Annotated in this window: 21 protein-coding genes; 5 read left to right on the top strand and 16 right to left on the bottom strand. The window is 63.5% G+C overall.

The features are described 5' to 3' along the window. Window positions 1-12: 12 nt before the first annotated feature. Together U3648_RS06730 and U3648_RS06725 are read right to left on the bottom strand one after the other, a co-directional pair. Window positions 13-300, bottom strand: a complete 288-nt coding sequence (locus tag U3648_RS06730; RefSeq protein ID WP_420858473.1) for a hypothetical protein — start codon at window positions 298-300, stop codon at window positions 13-15. A 12-nt stretch (window positions 301-312) separates the two neighbouring features. Then, window positions 313-996 (bottom strand): PspA/IM30 family protein, encoded by a 684-nt coding sequence (locus U3648_RS06725; RefSeq protein WP_420858472.1) that lies wholly within the window; start codon window positions 994-996, stop codon window positions 313-315. Between the two features lie 248 nt (window positions 997-1,244). Here U3648_RS06725 and U3648_RS06720 point away from each other — a divergent pair, with 248 nt between their 5' ends. Continuing rightward, on the top strand, window positions 1,245-1,601 hold the full coding sequence (locus U3648_RS06720; RefSeq protein ID WP_420858471.1) for a hypothetical protein: 357 nt from the start codon (window positions 1,245-1,247) through the stop codon (window positions 1,599-1,601). Between the two features lie 94 nt (window positions 1,602-1,695). On the opposite strand, the gene U3648_RS06715 is transcribed toward U3648_RS06720, so the two are convergent. Together U3648_RS06715 and U3648_RS06710 are read right to left on the bottom strand one after the other, a co-directional pair. Then, a complete protein-coding gene (locus U3648_RS06715) occupies window positions 1,696-2,286 on the bottom strand; it encodes a TetR/AcrR family transcriptional regulator (protein WP_129682893.1) in 591 nt (196 codons plus the stop codon). 67 nt (window positions 2,287-2,353) lie between these two features. Beyond that, the gene (locus tag U3648_RS06710) at window positions 2,354-3,583 is read right to left on the bottom strand and encodes a mandelate racemase/muconate lactonizing enzyme family protein (RefSeq protein ID WP_420858470.1); all 1,230 of its coding nucleotides are present in this window, start codon (window positions 3,581-3,583) and stop codon (window positions 2,354-2,356) included. Between the two features lie 28 nt (window positions 3,584-3,611). Here U3648_RS06710 and U3648_RS06705 point away from each other — a divergent pair, with 28 nt between their 5' ends. Beyond that, complete coding sequence (locus U3648_RS06705; protein WP_420858469.1) at window positions 3,612-4,040, top strand: GNAT family N-acetyltransferase; 429 nt, start codon at window positions 3,612-3,614, stop codon at window positions 4,038-4,040. Window positions 4,041-4,042: 2 nt separating this feature from the next. Here the strand turns inward: U3648_RS06705 and U3648_RS06700 are convergent, their stop codons facing one another. The 8 genes from U3648_RS06700 to U3648_RS06665 form a co-directional block, all read right to left on the bottom strand. Continuing rightward, on the bottom strand, window positions 4,043-5,131 hold the full coding sequence (locus U3648_RS06700) for an alcohol dehydrogenase catalytic domain-containing protein (protein ID WP_420858468.1): 1,089 nt from the start codon (window positions 5,129-5,131) through the stop codon (window positions 4,043-4,045). Window positions 5,132-5,229: 98 nt separating this feature from the next. Continuing rightward, entirely contained in the window at window positions 5,230-6,441 is a 1,212-nt protein-coding gene (locus U3648_RS06695) for a TCR/Tet family MFS transporter (protein ID WP_420858467.1), read from the bottom strand. A gap of 75 nt (window positions 6,442-6,516) precedes the next feature. Then, window positions 6,517-7,224 (bottom strand): alpha/beta fold hydrolase, encoded by a 708-nt coding sequence (locus U3648_RS06690; RefSeq protein ID WP_420858466.1) that lies wholly within the window; start codon window positions 7,222-7,224, stop codon window positions 6,517-6,519. Beyond that, window positions 7,217-8,017 carry a 3-oxoadipate enol-lactonase gene (gene pcaD, locus U3648_RS06685; protein WP_420858465.1) on the bottom strand — a complete coding sequence of 267 codons (801 nt, stop codon included), beginning with the start codon at window positions 8,015-8,017 and terminating at the stop codon, window positions 7,217-7,219. The genes U3648_RS06690 and pcaD overlap by 8 nt, the downstream gene beginning before the upstream one ends. After that, window positions 8,010-9,215 carry an endonuclease/exonuclease/phosphatase family protein gene (locus U3648_RS06680; protein ID WP_420858464.1) on the bottom strand — a complete coding sequence of 402 codons (1,206 nt, stop codon included), beginning with the start codon at window positions 9,213-9,215 and terminating at the stop codon, window positions 8,010-8,012. The genes pcaD and U3648_RS06680 overlap by 8 nt, the downstream gene beginning before the upstream one ends. Window positions 9,216-9,290: 75 nt before the next feature. Continuing rightward, window positions 9,291-10,262, bottom strand: coding sequence for a threonine ammonia-lyase (locus U3648_RS06675; protein WP_420858463.1), 972 nt, complete (start codon window positions 10,260-10,262; stop codon window positions 9,291-9,293). After that, on the bottom strand, window positions 10,259-11,080 hold the full coding sequence (locus tag U3648_RS06670; RefSeq protein ID WP_420858462.1) for an alpha/beta fold hydrolase: 822 nt from the start codon (window positions 11,078-11,080) through the stop codon (window positions 10,259-10,261). The genes U3648_RS06675 and U3648_RS06670 overlap by 4 nt, the downstream gene beginning before the upstream one ends. Then, window positions 11,080-11,757, bottom strand: a complete 678-nt coding sequence (locus U3648_RS06665; protein WP_420858460.1) for a haloacid dehalogenase type II — start codon at window positions 11,755-11,757, stop codon at window positions 11,080-11,082. The genes U3648_RS06670 and U3648_RS06665 overlap by 1 nt, the downstream gene beginning before the upstream one ends. A gap of 172 nt (window positions 11,758-11,929) precedes the next feature. Here U3648_RS06665 and U3648_RS06660 point away from each other — a divergent pair, with 172 nt between their 5' ends. Continuing rightward, entirely contained in the window at window positions 11,930-12,364 is a 435-nt protein-coding gene (locus U3648_RS06660) for an FKBP-type peptidyl-prolyl cis-trans isomerase (RefSeq protein WP_420858459.1), read from the top strand. A gap of 215 nt (window positions 12,365-12,579) precedes the next feature. Here U3648_RS06660 and U3648_RS06655 read toward each other — a convergent pair whose 3' ends face one another. From U3648_RS06655 to fabA, 4 genes are all read right to left on the bottom strand, one after another. Beyond that, the gene (locus tag U3648_RS06655) at window positions 12,580-13,380 is read right to left on the bottom strand and encodes an enoyl-ACP reductase FabI (protein WP_129682916.1); all 801 of its coding nucleotides are present in this window, start codon (window positions 13,378-13,380) and stop codon (window positions 12,580-12,582) included. Window positions 13,381-13,508: 128 nt separating this feature from the next. Then, window positions 13,509-14,738 carry a beta-ketoacyl-ACP synthase I gene (fabB, locus tag U3648_RS06650; protein WP_420858458.1) on the bottom strand — a complete coding sequence of 410 codons (1,230 nt, stop codon included), beginning with the start codon at window positions 14,736-14,738 and terminating at the stop codon, window positions 13,509-13,511. Window positions 14,739-14,860: 122 nt separating this feature from the next. Further along, complete coding sequence (locus U3648_RS06645) at window positions 14,861-15,436, bottom strand: YdeI/OmpD-associated family protein (RefSeq protein WP_420858457.1); 576 nt, start codon at window positions 15,434-15,436, stop codon at window positions 14,861-14,863. 4 nt (window positions 15,437-15,440) lie between these two features. Then, complete coding sequence (gene fabA / locus U3648_RS06640) at window positions 15,441-15,950, bottom strand: bifunctional 3-hydroxydecanoyl-ACP dehydratase/trans-2-decenoyl-ACP isomerase (protein WP_129683707.1); 510 nt, start codon at window positions 15,948-15,950, stop codon at window positions 15,441-15,443. A 166-nt stretch (window positions 15,951-16,116) separates the two neighbouring features. Here fabA and irrA point away from each other — a divergent pair, with 166 nt between their 5' ends. Together irrA and U3648_RS06630 are read left to right on the top strand one after the other, a co-directional pair. After that, on the top strand, window positions 16,117-16,542 hold the full coding sequence (gene irrA, locus U3648_RS06635) for an iron response transcriptional regulator IrrA (RefSeq protein ID WP_420858456.1): 426 nt from the start codon (window positions 16,117-16,119) through the stop codon (window positions 16,540-16,542). A gap of 93 nt (window positions 16,543-16,635) precedes the next feature. Then, window positions 16,636-17,193: an REP-associated tyrosine transposase gene (locus tag U3648_RS06630; protein WP_420858455.1), complete on the top strand. Its 558-nt coding sequence runs from the start codon at window positions 16,636-16,638 to the stop codon at window positions 17,191-17,193. The last annotated feature ends 18 nt before the right edge of the window (window positions 17,194-17,211 follow it).

Raw genomic sequence — 17,211 nt, 5'->3', positions numbered from 1 at the left:
CCTAGTCTTGGGTCAGACGTCCTCGTCGCGGCCGACATAGTCGGAGAGCAGCTTCTCGTTCCGGGCATCTTCCAGCCGCTGCAGGCGGTCTTCGGACAGGCGTTCATCAAAGCGGTACTTCACGAAGTTCACAAGGCTGAGGGTCAGAAGCAGGATGCCGATCCCCCAGTAGCCCTTGGTCGACAGCGGCACGTCCGGCGACATGTAGAGGGACAGGCCCAGCATGCCGTAGGCGACGATGACGCCCACAAGGTTGAAGTTCATGATGACGGAGTTTTCGTTGCGGGTTGCGTTGAACATGGGATGTCCTCCTTACTTCTTCGTTTTCGCCTTGAGGCGGTTCAGAACGTCATTGGCGGTGGTGCGGTCCGAAGGGCCAAACCCTTCGTCGGCCATCCGGTCGACCAAAGTGTCGCTCGACAGGTCACGGTCGATCTCTCGCAGGATCTCGGACTGTTCGAACGGGTCGTCGCGGCCGAGCACGCGGGAAATCAGTTCCTCTGCCTCGTCCACGGCGGCCGATTGGCCGATGGTGGTGTTCAGCCGGGTCTGGATCTGCTGTTCGCGGCGGACCGCGCGGGCCTGAATCGCGCCCTGCTTCAGGTCGATGATCCGGCGGTGACCGGCTTCGATCGACGATCGCAGGCGCAGGATCTTGTGATCCAGCCGGTCCAGCGTGCCATCGCGGATGGTGCGTTCGTTTTCCATCGTGGCGATGGCGCGGGCGGCTTCCTCGGCCATGTCGTCACGCCCGGCCTCAAGCGCTTCTTCAGCGCGGCGGGTCAGATCCTTGATCCGGGTATTCAGTGTGTCGCGCTGTTTCTGTTCTGCGCGCTGGCGCTGGATCAGGGTGGCCAGCGTCGCCTTGGCGGCCTTCAGACTGGCCTCGGCCTCGCGGATCTTCTGGTCGATCAACTCGATGGCAAAGGCATCGCGGACCCGGTCTTCGGCCCGTGCATTCGCCCCGTTGATCAGGGTTGCAAGTGTCTTGAACATCGTCGCGTCCTTTCGTGAACATCGTTCATAGAGTGGACATAAGAGCGTTGCGCGATTCGTTCAAGGGGAAAATGAACAGCGTTCACAATATCCGTGCGAGGGTTATTCCCGGCGGATCACGGGATCGTATCTAAACCCTGCGTTCGCTACGAAAGAAGCGATCAGCGGCTACGAGCTCTGAATTTATTGTAAGAATGAGTCGACCCCATTGCCGTAGACGGTCTCCGGGATGCAAAATGAGGAAAGCGATGGCCTACGAAGTCCATATCGAACGAAAGACTGGTCAGCCAATAAACCTAGATGAATGGGTGAAAGCGGTCGGGAGCGTTGAAAGTGTTCGGTTGAGTAAGGCCGCGACTACTGTCGTGATCAATCCAGCAACTGGTGAACAGATATCCAACCCACAAATGAAAGGAATGGCCGAACTTTTTGACCTTGGCGGCCAATCTTGGATCGCGATGTTCAGTTGGTTTGATGGGAGGATTTCAGCCCGTGCTTCGCGCGACTTTGATATATTCGAAAGCCACCAAAGATCAGTGATGCGTGCTTTGGCTTCGCAGCTCGGCGCCCAGATTGTAGGTGATGAAGGCGAGATTTACGAATAGGCGAACAGTAGATTGCGCGTGCCCTCCAAGCCAACATTCGCTTCGTCCCGCTAACCGGTCGTTGGCCTAGTTGCAGCGAAAGCTGCTCGGTCCGTCAGGCCGTCATCCGTTCTAGGATCAGCGTGATCATCCGGTCGATCTGTTCCGGGGGAACCCCGGCGCTGGCTTCGTCCAGTCCAAGGGCAACGATCCCGTGGACGGATGAAAACAGCGCACGGGCCAGAAGGTGCCGGTCGTCCACGGCCAGATCTGTGAACAGCACGGCCAGCGGCGCGTCGATATAGGCAAACAGCCGCGCCATCTCGGCCAGATACCAGTCCGGCGCGCTTTGTCCGGCGGGGCGGTCGATATCGAACATGGCCCGCCATGCCGGGCGGTTGGCCTCGGCAAACCGGTGGTAGCCCCGCGACATGGCGATCAGTTGCGCCACGGGTTCGGCGGGGGCCTCTGCCAGCGCCTCGGACACGGTGAGGCCCAGCCGGCGGAAGGTTCGTGCGTTCACCTCCAGAACGAGGTCATTGAGATCGCCAAAGACATTATAGATCGCGCCCAGGGCACAGCCTGCCTCTTTCGCAAGGTCGCGGGCCTTCAGCGCCCCAATCCCGTCCTGACGGATCACCCGCTCGGCGATGTCGATCAGTGTCTCGCGCAGTGCCGCGCGGCGTTCTTCGGTCTTGCGTGCCATGGCTGTCCCTAGTTTTGAACTGCGTTCAATTCTAGGGTCCGCGCCGGGAAAAGGGAATAGGCGCCGGTCAGGCTTTGACCGGCGCGCCCCCTTCGAACACGTTCTCCTCGTGATAACTGACCGGGGCCTGCTGCGCCTCTAGATGCAGGCCATAACCGGTGAACGGATTGGCGCGGGCCAGATCCTCGTCCACCTCGATCCCCAGCCCGGGCGCATCCGGGACGGTGATATAGCCCCCTTCCACCCGGATCGTGTCGCGGATCAGCGCGGCGTGGAAATCGGTTTCGATGGTTTCGGCCAGCAGGATATTCGGGATCGCGGCGGCAAGCTGCACGTTTGCGGCCCATTCGATGGGACCGGCATAAAGATGCGGGGCCATCTGCGCATTCCATGCCTCGGCCAGAACAGCGATTTTGCGGGTTTCCCAGATGCCGCCGGACCGGCCAAGGGCGGGCTGCAGGATTTGGACGCCGGACCGCAGCGCCTCGGCAAATTCACGGGTGGTGGTCAGCCGTTCGCCGGTGGCGACAGGGATCGTTACCGCCTCGGCCACCTTCTGCATCTCGCGCAGGGTGTCGGGCGGGATAGGTTCTTCGTACCAGAGCGGCGAATAGGGGGCGATGGCCGCGCCCATGCGGATCGCGCCGCCGGTCGAAAACTGGCCATGGGTGCCGAACAACAGGTCGGCCTTGTCGCCAACGGCGCCCCGGATCGCCTCGCAGAACTCGATCGACCGGCTGATGTCGCGCATCGACGGCATGTGACCCGACCGGATGGTATAGGGGCCCGCCGGGTCGAATTTCACCGCCGTATAGCCCTTGTCAACCATGTCGGCAGCGCTTTCGGCGGCCATTTGTGCATCGACCCAGAAGGCGGGCAGGCTGTGGGTTTTGCGGGTCGGGTAAAGATAGGTATAGGCGCGGATGCGGTCATTGACCCGTCCGCCGATCAGCGCATGCACCGGGCGGTCCCGGTCCTTGCCCAGAATGTCCCAGCAGGCGATCTCAAGCCCCGACCACGCGCCGATCACCGTCAGGTCCGGCCGCTGTGTGAAGCCCGAGGAATAGACCCGCCGGAACATCAGTTCGACATTTTCCGGGTTCTCGCCAGCCATATGCCGTTCGAATACGTCGCGGATGACATGGGTCATCGCATCCGGCCCAACCGAGGAGGCATAGCATTCGCCCCAGCCGATGACCCCGGTATCGGTCGTGACCTTCACAAGGATCCAGTATCGCCCGCCCCAGCCGGGTGCCGGGGGCGAGGTGACGATGATATCGAGATCAGCTAGTTTCATGGTGACGTCCTTTGGAATTGAGGCCCCGATGGAAATCAGGACATTGCACCCCGACGACCTTGACCTTTTGCTGAATGTGCGGCCGGGTCTGTTCGACAATCCCGTCGATCCGCCACAGGCCCGCGCCTTTTTGGGCAGCGATCTTCACCGCATGGTCGTGGCGATCAAGGGGGGCGATATCGTGGGTTTTGCCAGCGGCACCGTCCTGCTGCACCCCGACAAGGCCCCGTCGATGTTCATCAACGAGGTTGGGACCCGCGAAGAATTTCAGCGGCAGGGCATCGCGACGGCCGTGACCACGGCGCTGATCGACGCGGCGCGGGCGATGGGCTGTGATGGGGTCTGGCTGGGCACGGAGCCGGACAACGATCCGGCCCTCGCCCTGTATCGCAAGCTGAAGGGAACCGAACAGACCATTGCCGGTTTCGCCTGGGATGGTGCCTTTGACCCCGACTGACATCAGCCCGTGAACACAATCACGTTGCGCTTGGCCGATCCGGACTTGGTGTCCTCGATCGCCTCGTTGATCTGGTCAAGGCTCCAGCAGCCGGACACCAGTTCATCCAGCTTCAACCGTCCCTGTTCATACAAGTCGACCATCCACGGAATGTCCCGTTTGATCACCGCGTCGCCCATTTTCGACCCGACCATCGCCTGACCGGCGGCGGCGAAATTGGCGGCCTCGTAGTGACTTTCGGCCCCAGTCGCGGGCATGCCAACCATGATGACCTTGCCGCCCTTGGCGATATAGCGCGGCGCGGCGTCATAGGCCGGGGCGGCGCCCACAGTTACCAGAACCGCATCGGCCCCACGGCCCATCCCATCCTTGGCCAAGCGCCAGGGTTCCGGGTCTGTCGCCAGCACCGTATCGGTCGCGCCGAAATCACGAGCGATGGCAAGCTTCTCTTCAGACATGTCAACGGCGACGATCCGGCGGGCCCCGGCGATCCGCGCACCCTGAATCGCGTTCAGGCCAACGCCGCCCGCGCCGATGACCACCACATCCTGACCGGCGCGCAGGGCGGCGGCATTCACCACGGCCCCGACGCCCGTGATTACGCCGCAGGCCAGAAGCGACGCGGCGACAAGGTCCATGCTGTCGGGCAGGCGCACGACCTGGCTTTGGTCCACGACTACCTTTTCGGCAAAACCGCCGGTCGCCATGGCCTGATGCAGCTTGCCGCCGTCTGTGGTTTTCAGCGGTCCGTGGTCGCCATCATAGGCGGTGTCGCAGATCGTCGGTTTGCCCGACGAACAGGGTGCACAGGTGCCGCAGGACCGGATCAAGGTCACGACGACCGGATCGCCAACCTTGATCCCGCTGACACCCCCGCCGACCGCGCTGACGTGTCCCGCCGCCTCGTGCCCGTAGACCGCCGGAAGCGACCCGCCCCATGCCCCCGAGGCATAGGTGATGTCCGAATGGCAGATCGCGCAGGCGGCAAGGGTCACTTCGACCTCGCCCGCGATGGGCGCCCGAAGCTCCACGTTTTCCACCACGAGCGGTTTGCCGAATTCGTGGCAAACCGCCGCCTTTACCTGTGCCATGCGCCTCTCCCTTGTTCCGCATTTCGGCGCAGGGTGCGCCGATGGCCCTGAGTCGCGCAAGCCCCTGAAACGACAGGCGACGTCGCGGAGGGGACAGGTCAGGCGGGTTGGGTCTGTGGCCTGTCCGCAAGGAAGATCGCGATGCTGCCCGCGACCAGTGCCGCCGACAGAAGAAAGGGTGCGCCGGGCAGGTAGAAGGGGGCGCCGCCGCTGGTGAAATACCAGAAGATCTGCGTCATCAGGAGCGGCGCAATGATCATGCCCACCGCGTTGATCGACGCGAGCGTGCCCTGCAATTCGCCCTGTTGATCGTCGGGCGCGGTGCGCGACATGATCCCTTGCAGCGCCGGGCCAGCGATGGACCCAAGCGCGGTGATCGGGGTCATCGCCAACGCGATCCAGCCGTTTTCAAGGAAACCCAGCGCGACAAAGGCGACCACGTCCAGCCCCAGCCCAAGAACCACGGTCTTGCGTTCCCCCAGCCGGGCGATGATCGGTCGGATCAGCACGGCCTGAACGATCGCAGTAGAAATCCCAAAGACGCCAAGTGACACTCCGATCATCCCCTCCGACCAGCCAAACCGCTCTATCCCGAAAAAGGCCCAGACCGCCGGGTAGACGAAAAACGCGATGCCATAGACAAACGTGATCAACATCAGCCGCTTCAACCCCGGAAGCTTGCCGATATGTTTGAACGCGCCCATCGGGTTTGCGCGCCGCCAGCTAAAGGGGCGGCGGATCGCGTCGGTCACGGTTTCGGGCAGCACCAGCCAGCCGAACACCATATTCGCCGCTGCCAGAACCGCCGCCGCATAGAAGGGCGCGCGGATGTCCCAATTGGCCAGTAGCCCGCCGATGACCGGTCCAAAAACGAACCCAAGTCCGAAGGCCGCGCCGACAAGACCGAAATTGGCAGCCCTTTCTTCGGGTTTCGAGATATCGGCCATAAAAGCGTTCGCGGTCGAATGGGTCGCCGCCGTGATCCCGCCAATCACCCGCCCGATCAGCAACAGCCAGATGGTCCAGGCCACGGCCATCAGGACATAATCGAGCGCCATGAAGAACAGCGAGGTCAGCAGGACAACCCGCCGCCCGTAGCGGTCGGACAGGCTGCCCACGGTGGGGCCGAACAGGAATTGCATGACGGCAAAGGCCGTTGCCAGAACCCCGCCCCAGATCGCGGCATTGCCCACGTCGCCGCCGTGCACCTCTTGAATCAATTTCGGCATGGCTGGAATGATCAGGCTGACCCCCATGGAATCCATCACAACCGTGATCAGGATAAAGGCAATCGCATAGCGGTTGTTCATGGGTCACTCGCACGAGGGTGGCAAAGGCCCTCCCGATCTAAACCGGTTGGTTCGTTTTGCAACCCTCTTGCTGAGTCAGTCCCGCGCGAACCGGTCCAGGATCGCAGCCAGCCCGTCGGGGTCCGACAGGAAGGGCGAATGCGATGTCTGCATCTCTGTCACCGTTTCGGGCGGCCAGTCTTCGGTCATAGTGACCTGAAACTCCGGCGGGATCGTCTGGTCATTCATGCAGCGGATATAGCGGCGGGGCAGGGCGGGGGAATGGCGCAGGTCCACCACGGTTTCCTGTGGCGCGATGGGCTGCGGGCGCAGCTTTGACACGGCCCAAGCCGCAAGCGTTTCATCCATGTCATTGTAGAACTTCGACGCGGCCTTGGCCGGGTCCACGGTAAAGGCAATTCGCCCTGCATCCACGCTGACAGCGTCCATCAGCGGCTGGCTGGGCGCTGAACGCCGCCGGTCGGCAAGGGTCATCCCCGGGACCGGCACATAGGCACAAAGGTAGATCAGCCGGTCGATCCGGTCCGGCACCAGTTCTGCCGCCGCGGTTATCGCATAGCCCCCGGCGGAATGACCGACCAGCACTTCGCCGCCCCTTACGGCGTCGGCGACGGCCTGTGCGTAGCTCGCCAGTGTCACCTGATCATGCGGCGTCGGGTCATCGCCCGCGCCCGGCAGGTCGATGGCGCGGGCGCTGTGTCCCAGCCGTTCCAGCGCTGGAACTACGCGATCCCAGCACCACGCGCCATGGCCCGAGCCGTGCACCAGAAGAAAGTCAGACATGGCCGATCTCTTTCAAAAATCCCGTCAGCAGGGCGGCATAGGCAACGGGGTCTTCGATGCAGGGCACGTGCCCGACCCGCCGCATCAATTCAAACCGCGATCCGGGGATCAGCTCCACAGTCTCGCGGACAAGGTCGGGCGGGGTCGACCCGTCCTCGGACCCGGCGATGCCAAGGGTCGGCAGGCGCAGCCCGCTGGTGGGGGTGTAGAAATCCGTGCCCGCGATGGCGGCGGCGCAGCCGATGTAACCCTCTGCCGGGCAGGCGGCCAGATGGGCACGCCACGGCAGATGCTTGCCTGCCGCGCGGAAGTCGCGGGAAAACCACCGCTCCATCGTCGCATCGGCCAGCGCCTCGACACCGCCCGTGCGGACCGCCTCGGTCCGGTCGCGCCATTGGGCGGGCGACCCGATTTTCGCGGCCGTGTTGGACAGGACCAGCGCCCGGATCATGTCCAGTCGCTTGACCGCAAGCCCCTGCGCAATCATCCCACCAATGGACAGGCCGACAAAGGTACAGTTGCGCACCGCGTGGTAATCGCAGACCGCCTCGGCATCAGAGACAAGCGCCCCCATGGTGTAGGGGGCAGGTGGCACATCCGACCGGCCATGCCCGCGCTTGTCATAGCGGATGATCCGCAGACCGGCGGGCAGGGCGGCCACCACCCCGTCCCAGATCGACAGATCGGTGCCTAGCGAATTGGCAAAGACCACTGTCGGCGCTGCGGGGTCCGAAACCCCATCGACCCGGCTGAACAGGCGGACGCCTGCCCGGTCAACAAAGGTTTCAGTCATCCGCGCCGATCCGCATATGGGCCACGATCTGCCCGTGGTCTGACGCGAGCTTGTTATACGGGGCCTCTGGATGCGACCCGTCGGTCAGGTGATCGTTCAGCACGCTGAAATACTCCATCTCGCCGATCCGTTTCTTGTAATCGGGGTGGAAATGCCGCGACAGGTAGATCTGGTCAATCGATTCAAAGACCCCACCGAAGGCCGAGGTAAAGACCATGTCGCGCAAAGATTTCCGCACGAACAGCTTTTCCGCCGAATGCAGGCGGACCCGTTCGACCATCTCGGTGATCCGTTTGTTTTCGTCCTTGGAATAGCGGTCCGAATAATCCTTGGCATCGTGGCGCAGCATCCAGCTGTAGTTCTTGAACGGCACCTCTCCGGCAATGATTTCCGAGCTGACCGCATGTTCGCCATCGTTGAAATCGCCCATGACCACCACCGGATGGCCCGCGTCCAGTTCTTCGATGATCGCCTCGCGCAGCACCCAGGCTTCGGCCATGCGGCGCAGGCCCGCCCGCAGGCTGCCCATCGCGCGGCCCAGCGGGTCATAGCGGGTCAGCACCTCTTCCGGGGCGAATTCTGCCCCTTTCGGTTTGATGTATTCGCCCAGCTTGGATTTCAGGTGGCAGTTGAAGACGGTAATGACCTCTCCGCCGACGGGAATACGCACCTTCAGGATCGGACGGGACAGGCGGTGCAGACGGAACATGCCGCTGTCGCCATCTTCCAGCCCGCGCAAGGGTTGGAAGGGGATTTCCAGCGGGTCGGGCAGGTCCTGCAGGATCTGCGGGTCTTCGGCGAATCCGAACCGGGACAGGATCGCAACGCCGGGACGCCGCTGGCCCGGTTCGCCGTCGGCGGCATTGGGGGCAAAGGCCAGCGCCGCGCCTGAATAAGGGGTATAGGCCAGTTTCCGGAAGATCGCCTTGCGGTGATACCGCTTGGAGGCGTCGGGGATATTGGCGCTGTTGGCGGCGATGCCGCGCGCGTCCGCTTCGGCAACCACATCGCGCAGCGCCTCTTCCTCGAATATCTCCTGAAGGCCGACGATATCGGCGTCCATCGTCAGCACCTGATCCGCCAACCAATCCTTTTTCCACGCGTATTCCTCGGGCGTGTAGGTCTGGAATTCGTAGTATTCCTTGTCCGGGCCAATCAGGTTTTTGACGTTGAAACTGGCAATCGTGAAACGGGTCATGGGCTGTCCTTCCGGGCGCTATCGCCGCGAATGGTGGGGCGGGGTCGGGGGGATGTCAAATCGCCCCCACACCCATCAGCCGTAGTCGCGCAGCACCCCGGCAAAGAGGTCGGCATCGACATTGCCGCCTGACGCGGTGCAGATGACCGCGTCGCCCTCGATCTGGTCACCGTGGTAAAGGGCGGCGGCAAGCGCCACCGCGCCGCCTGGTTCGATCACTACCCGCAGGTGGTTAAAGGCGGCAGCCATGGCGCGGCGGCAGTCCTCCTCGGGCACGGCGATCCCTGGCCCGCACAGCCGCTGCATGATCGGGAATGTTAGGTCGCCGGGGCGGGGGGTGATGATCGCGTCGCAGATCGACCCGGATTTGCGGGCATTGGTCTGGACCGTGCCGGTCGCAAGCGAGCATTTCACATCGTCGAACCCTTCCGGTTCAACCGGGCGGACGCGCAGGCCGGGCGCATCCGCCGCGCAGGCCAGCGCGATGCCGGAGGTCAGCCCGCCACCGCCGCAGCACACGAGCACATCGGCGGTGTCGATCCCCAGCGCCTTGGCATCCTCGGCAATCTCAAGCCCCGTGGTTCCCTGCCCGGCGATCACCTGCGGTTCGTCAAAGGGTTTGATCAGGGTCAGGCCGCGTTCGGCGGACAGGGCCGCGCCGATCTCGTCCCGGTCCTCGGTCTCGCGGTCGTACAGAACCACCTCGGCCCCCAGACCGCGGGTGTTTTCGATTTTCACTTTGGGCGCGTCGGCGGGCATGATGATCACGGCAGGCGCCCCCATTGCGCAGGCAGCACGGGCCACGCCCTGCGCATGGTTGCCGCTGGAAAAGGCGATGACGCCTGATTTGCGCTGATCGTCCGACAGGGCGGACACGGCGGACCAGCCGCCCCTAAACTTGAAGCTGCCGGTATGTTGCAGGCATTCAGGCTTCAGAAGCACGCGGCGGCCCGCGATCTCATCCAGAAACGGCGAGGACAAAAGCGGCGTGCGCAGGGCATGGCCCTTCAGACGACCGGCAGCGGCGCGGATCATGTCGATGTTCATTGCATCTCCTCCAGCCAGCGATGCAGCGCGGCGACGGATTCGGGTTCGTCCAGAAAGGGCACATGGCCCCGGTCGGGCACGTCGGCCCGGATCAGGCCGGGGTGCCGGCGGGCCATTTCATCGGCGGTTTTGACCGACAGAAGATCCGAATTCGCACCCCTGATCAGGGCCAGCGGCAGGCCGTCGAAGGCATCGAACAGTGGCCACAGGTCCGGCGGGGTTGTGTCAAAGGCCGCAAGAACCGGACCGCGCAGGGCTGGGTCATAGCGGATGACAAGCCCCTTGTCGGTTTCCTCGTAATGCTGCGCGACCTCTTGCAGCCAGCGCGACATCGGCACGTTCTTGAAATGCACCCAGTTGCGGTCTCGGAACTCTGCCGCCTCGGCATAGGTATTTTGCGCCGGGTTGCGGCCGACGTAGTCCTTGATGACCGACAGGCCCCGGTTTTCGATCACCGGGCCGATGTCGTTAAGGGCGACGCCAAGCAGCCGGTCCTTGGCGATCATCGCCAACACCATGGAAATCAGCCCCCCGCGCGAGGTGCCAAGGATCGCGGCCTTTTCCACGCCCAGATGGTCCAGCAGCGCCAGCGCATCCTGCGCTTCTTGCGGGACGGTATAGGTGGCGGGATCGGCCCAGTCAGACCGGCCCCGTCCGCGATAGTCCATGCGGATCAGGCGAACGCCGGGCAGATGCGGCGCGACATGGTCGAAATCGGTGGTGTTGCGGGTCAGCCCGGGGAGGGCAAGCACGGGCAGGCCGCTGCCTGCCTCCTCGTAATACAGGCGGGTGCCGTCGGCGGCGGTGATATGGGGCATCAGATCAGGTCCGGAATCTCGGTCAGGTCGCGCAGGATGCGATGCGGACTGGCCCACAGCCGGTCGGCGGGCAGACCCGCCCGGTTGACCCAGATGGTCGCGAACCCGTATCCGGCGGCCCCGGACACGTCCCAGCCGTTCGACGACACGAAGAGGACCTTGTCCTGCGTTTCGCCGTAATGGTCGAAGACCAGATCATAGACCGCACGGTGCGGCTTGAAGACGCCCACCTCTTCGACCGACAGCACATCGTCCAGCCACTGGCCGATCCCGGCGGACCGGACGGCGGAAACCAGCATCGTGGGCGAACCGTTCGACAGGATCGCGATGTTCATGCCCTTCGCCTTCAGCGCCTCCAGCATGGCGGGCACCTCGGGGTAGGCGGGAAGTTCCTTGTAAACGGCCAAGAGCCGGGCGCGCAGGGCGTTGTCATGCAGCCCCGCCGCATCCATCGCCCAGTCCAGCCCATCCTGCGTGACCTGCCAGAAATCGATATGACGGTCGGCAATGGACCGCAGCCAGCTGTATTCCAGCTGCTTGGCGCGCCAATCGGCCGACAATTTCGGCCAGACCTCGGCCAATTTGTCCTGTCCGGGTTCCTCGGCAACCTGCCGGGCGGCGGCGTTGACGTCGAACAAAGTGCCATAGGCATCGAAGATGCAGGTGGTGATCGTCATGGTGCCCCCGGAAATTTTCTGTTGTTGTCGCAGGTTGGCACGGGACAGGGCGGTTTGGGAAGGCCCGTTTGCATTCCGGGGCAACGATCCGTAGGGTGGCCCCATCATTGCCGAAGCACCTGCGAGAGACGCGGCCTTCGAAATTCGCACCCCAAAACAGATTGGACCTATCATGACGCAAGTCAAAGCGGGCGATACCGTGCGCCTTCACTACACGGGCACCCTGAATACGGGCGAGGTTTTCGACTCCAGCCAGGGCCGTGACCCGCTGGAATTCACTGTGGGGTCCGGGCAGATCATTCCCGGGCTGGACAAGGCCATTCCGGGGATGGCTGTCGGCGACAAGAAAACCGTCGATGTGCCCTGCGCCGAAGCCTATGGCGAGGCCGATCCCGCCGCACGTCAGGCGATCCCGCGCGCCGAGATCCCCGACCACATCCCGACCGATCCGGGCACCATGTTGCAGATGCAGGCCCCGAACGGGCAGGTCGTTCCGGTGACCGTGGTCGAGGCGACTGAGACCGAGGTGGTCCTAGACGCCAATCACCGGCTGGCCGGGCAGGACCTGATTTTCGATATCGAACTGGTAAGCTTCGACGCGGCCTGAGGTTTCGGGGGTGGTGGGTTAAAACCCACCTTACCCGGGGGCGCTTCGCCCCCCGGACCCCCAGAGGATATTTCTGACCCAAAGAAGAAAGAACGCTCAGTCCAGCCCCCTTCTTTGGGTCCATAAATATCCCGGGGTGAATGGCACGGGCACCGGGCCAGAGGGGCAGAGCCCCTCAATCGTAAGGTGGGTTTTAACCCACCACGCCGAAAGGATCAGCCCGGCTGTCCAAGGTTGTCGATATGCGGCATCCCCATCACGTGGTAACCGCCGTCCACCCGGATGATTTCCCCGCTGGTGTGCATCCCCGCGTCCGACGCAAGGTAGACCGCCGTTCCCCCGACCGAGGCAAGGCTGGCGTTCTGGCGTAGGGGCGCGTTTTCCTCGGTATGGCGGAAGGTGCGCCGCGCGCCGCGGATCGCCGCCCCGGCAAGGGTTTTCATCGGGCCGGGGCTGATCGCGTTGACCCGGATCCCCTGCGGGCCCAGATCGTCGGCGAGATAGCGCACGGATGCCTCGAGCGCGGCCTTCGCCACGCCCATGACGTTGTAATAGGGCGTAACCCGGCTGGAACCCTGATAGGTCAGGGTCAGGAGCGTGCCGCCATCGGTCATGATTTCCGCGGCACGGCGGGCCACGTCGATGAAGCTGTAGCAGCTGATCGTCATCGAATTCTGGAAATTGGCCCGGCTGGTGTTGATGAACCGGCCCGTCAGCTCGTCCTTGTCGGAATAGGCGATGGCGTGAACGAGGAAATCGATTTTGCCCCATTTGTCCTTCAGTTCCGCAAAGGCCCGGTCGAGCGAGGCATCGTCCAGCACATCGGCTTCGATCAGAATGTCGGACCCGGCCTCTGCCGCCAGCGGCCCGACCCGCTTTTTCAGGTTTTCGCCCTGATAGCTGAACGCCAGTTCCGCACCGGCCTTGTGCATTTCCCGCGCGATCCCCCATGCGATGGACCGGTCATTGGCCACGCCCATGATCAACCCGCGCTTGCCTTCCATGGAAATGGTCATGCCTAGTCCTCTCGCTTTGCCGCGTTCGATGTGCCGGTTGCAGCCGGTGCTTGCCGTCGCGTTAACCAATTGATTGCTGAAAATCCAAGTAAATCCTAGGGGCGCCGGAAAATACCCGGCTGCGCCCCCTAATCGGAAAGCCGGGACAGAAGCATGGACCCATTGGTGCCGCCAAAGCCAAAGCTGTTGGTCATCACCGTATCAAGGCCCGCGTTTTCAACGAGGCTGGTGGCAATCTCGGCCGGCTTCAATTCCGGGTCCAGCGTTTCGACGTTGATCGACGGGGCGATATAGTCGCCCTGCAGCATCAACAGGCAATAGATCGCTTCCTGCGCGCCGGTCGCGCCCTGGCTGTGCCCCGTCATCGACTTGGTCGAGGAGATCGGCGGGGTGCTACCATCACCGAAGACCCGGCGCACCGCCTGCACCTCGCCCACGTCCCCGACCGGGGTCGAGGTGCCGTGCGCGTTGATGTAGCTGACCTTGCGGCCCTCGGGCAGGGTCCGCAGCGCCTCGCGCATGGCCCGTTCGCCGCCTTCGCCCGACGGCGCGACCATGTCGTGCCCGTCTGAAGTGGCGGCAAAGCCCGTGACTTCGGCGTAAATCTTCGCGCCGCGTGCCTTGGCGTGCTCGTAGTCTTCCAGCACCACGATGGCGCCGCCGCCCGCGATCACGAACCCGTCGCGGCCCGCGTCGAACGCGCGCGACGCCTTTGTTGGCGTGTCGTTATACTTGGACGACATCGCGCCCATGGCATCGAACAGGCAGGACAGGGTCCAGTCCAGTTCCTCGCCCCCGCCGGCGAACATCACGTCCTGTTTGCCCAGCATGATCTGTTCGGCCGCGTTGCCGATGCAATGCAGCGAGGTGGAGCAGGCCGAGGTGATCGAATAGTTGATCCCCTTGATCTTATAGGCAGTCGACAGGTTGGCCGAGATAGTCGAGGACATGCATTTCGGCACCGCGAACGGCCCGATCCGCTTCGGGCTGCCCGAGTTCAGAACCACCTGATGCGCGGCGAACATGGCGCTGGTCGATGGCCCGCCGGATCCGGCAATCAGCCCGGTGCGCGGGTTGGAAACCAAACTTTCGTCTAGACCTGCGTCGGCGATGGCCTGTCCCATCGCGATATGGGCATAGGCGGCACCCGGCCCCATGAACCGCAGGGTCCGTTTGTCCACATGCTCGGCCACGTCGATCTTGAGCGTCCCGGCGATCTGGCTGCGGAACCCGCGCTCTGCCATCTCCGGCACCGCCTCGATCCCCGATTTGCCAGCGCGCAGGGCGGCGTCCACCTCTGCGGCGTTGTTGCCAATCGGCGATACGATCCCAAGTCCTGTTACGACGACACGGCGCATGAACGGCTCCTTTTCAGTCCTTGATCGTGTGTAGGACAGGGGCGGGGAGGGGGCAAGCAATTAGCAGGTGCCGGTTCGGGATTGACCCCCTCGCCGTTGCGCCGGTCCGCGGCCTGTCCCCGTCAATAGAATTTCTTCTGCTGGCCAAGCTGCGCGATGATCTGTTCCATCCGACGGGCACGGGTTTCGGGCTTCTTCGCGGAATGCAGCCGGTGGTAGATCGCGAAAAGGTTTGCCCGGTTGAGTGTCGCGTAAAAAGTCTTGGCCTCTGGGTTTTCGTCTAGCCTGGCCAGGAAATCGGCGGGAATCTCCATGTCGCGCGAACCGGCATAGGCCGCATCCCAGCGGCCATCGACCTTCGCGGCCTCAACCTGTGTAAGACCGGAAGGCATCATCAACCCGTCGCGGATCAACTGTTCGGCATGGGTGCAATTGCGTAGTGACCAATTGGATCGGGGGCGGCGCGGGGTCAGGCGCTGAAAGTAGGAAGCCTCGTCGCACCGTTGCTTGATGCCGTCGATCCAGCCCCAGGCAATCGACTCGATCACGCAGTCATCCCAGGTCACGGATTGCGTGCCCGACCCTTTCTTGAAAATGCGCACCCAAAGCTGTTGGTGCGTTTCGTGGTGCGCGGTGAACCAGCTCCGCAACTCCTGCCGCGTCGGAAACGCGACAGGATCGGTGGGGATCAGGGCCAACCGCTCAGCTCTCGCTCAGCGCGACCTTCATGCCCGTAACCTGATAGATCACCTCGCCATCGGCCTCGACGATACCGTCGGCGACCCCCATGGTCAGGCGGCGGGTCTGCACGGCCTTGGTGAAGTCGACCTTGTAGGTCAGCATCTTGCGGTCCGGTCGGACCATGCCGGTCAGCTTGACCTCGCCCACACCCAGCGCATAGCCGCGCCCCTGCCAGCCGCGCCAGCCAAGGTTGAAGCCGGTCAGCTGCCACAGCCCGTCAAGGCCAAGGCACCCCGGCATGATCGGGTTGCCGGGAAAGTGGCAGTCGAAGAACCACAGGTCGGGGGTAATGTCGAATTCTGCCACCACATGGCCCTTGCCGTGCAGGCCGCCATCACCCGAGATGTCGGTGATGCGGTCCATCATCAGCATCGGCGGGGCCGGAAGCTGCGCGTTGCCGGGGCCGAACAATTCGCCGCGGGCGCATTTCAGCAGGTCATCCTTGTCGAAACTTGTGGGGTATTGGGCCATGCCGGGCGTATCCATTCCTCTGATCCGTTTCAGCCCGTCTATCACCGGGGACCGAAGCAGGGCAAGCGCGGCGCGCGGGACGGCTGCCCTTGCCGGCCCCGTTTTCATTTGAATTCCCGGGGCAAAGCGACATATGTTGATGATCGGATATAGACACGGGGCCGGTATGCGGGAGCTCGACACCCAGATGGAAACGCGCGGCGGCGATTGGCTTGCCGGGGTCGGGCTGCGACCGACCCGCCAGCGGGTCACGCTTGCGGCGCTTCTGGTGGGCGACGGGCAGGACCGGCATGTGACCGCCGAATGGCTGTTCGAGGCCGCGCGCGAGGCGGGCGAGAAGGTTTCGCTGGCGACCGTCTACAACACGTTGCGGGCCTTCTGCGATGCGGGGCTGATGCGCGAGATCACGGTGGATGGGTCGAAAAGCTATTTCGACACGAACACTTCGAACCATCCGCATTTCTATTGGGAAGACAGCGCGGCCCTCACCGACGCGCCCAGCGACCAGTTGGAGATCCGGCGGCTGCCCAAGGCCCCCGATGGGGCAGAGATTGCCGCGGTGGACGTGGTGATCCGGCTGCGGCGCAGCTGACCGGCAGGGTGGGTCAAGACCCACCTTACTTTGCCCCGCTGATGTAAGGTGGGTTTTAACCCACCATTAACCATGCTGCGGCAGGCTGGCCGCATGTCCTGCTATCGTCGCCTTTTCGTGCCCGGGGGCACCTGGTTCTTCACCGTCCGTCTTGCCGACCGCCGGTCAGACCTGCTGCTGCGCGAGGTTGGGCTGTTGCGCGATTGCGTGGCCACCGCCAAGGCCCGCTGGCCCTTCGACATCGACGCGGCTGTGATCCTGCCCGACCATCTGCACATGATCTGGACCCTGCCGGAAGGCGACGCGGATTTCCCAAAGCGCTGGCGGCTGATCAAATCGACCTTCTCGCGCCATCAGCCACCGCCGGATTGCCTGCGTAACAGCCATCGGCGCAAGGGCGACAAGGGCATCTGGCAGCGCAGGTTCTGGGAACATCTGATCCGCGACGACCGTGACATGGACGCACATCGCCGCCTGATCCACGAAGCGCCCGTGCGGGCGGGGCTGGTGCCGCGCTCTGACGCCTGGCCCTATTCCTCGGTCCATCGTGACAGCCGGTTTGGCGGTGCCCCGCACCCGGTCGGGCCGGGGTTTGCCGGTCAGGGTGGGTCAAGACCCACCTTACAGGCAGGGCTGGGAATGCAGGCGTAAGGTGGGTTTTAACCCACC

This window comes from Marivivens marinus, assembly GCF_035969385.1.
GTDB lineage: Bacteria > Pseudomonadota > Alphaproteobacteria > Rhodobacterales > Rhodobacteraceae > SELP01.
The sequence above is the reverse complement of the archived record's forward strand: the minus strand, read 5'-3'. Positions and strand labels throughout refer to the sequence as shown.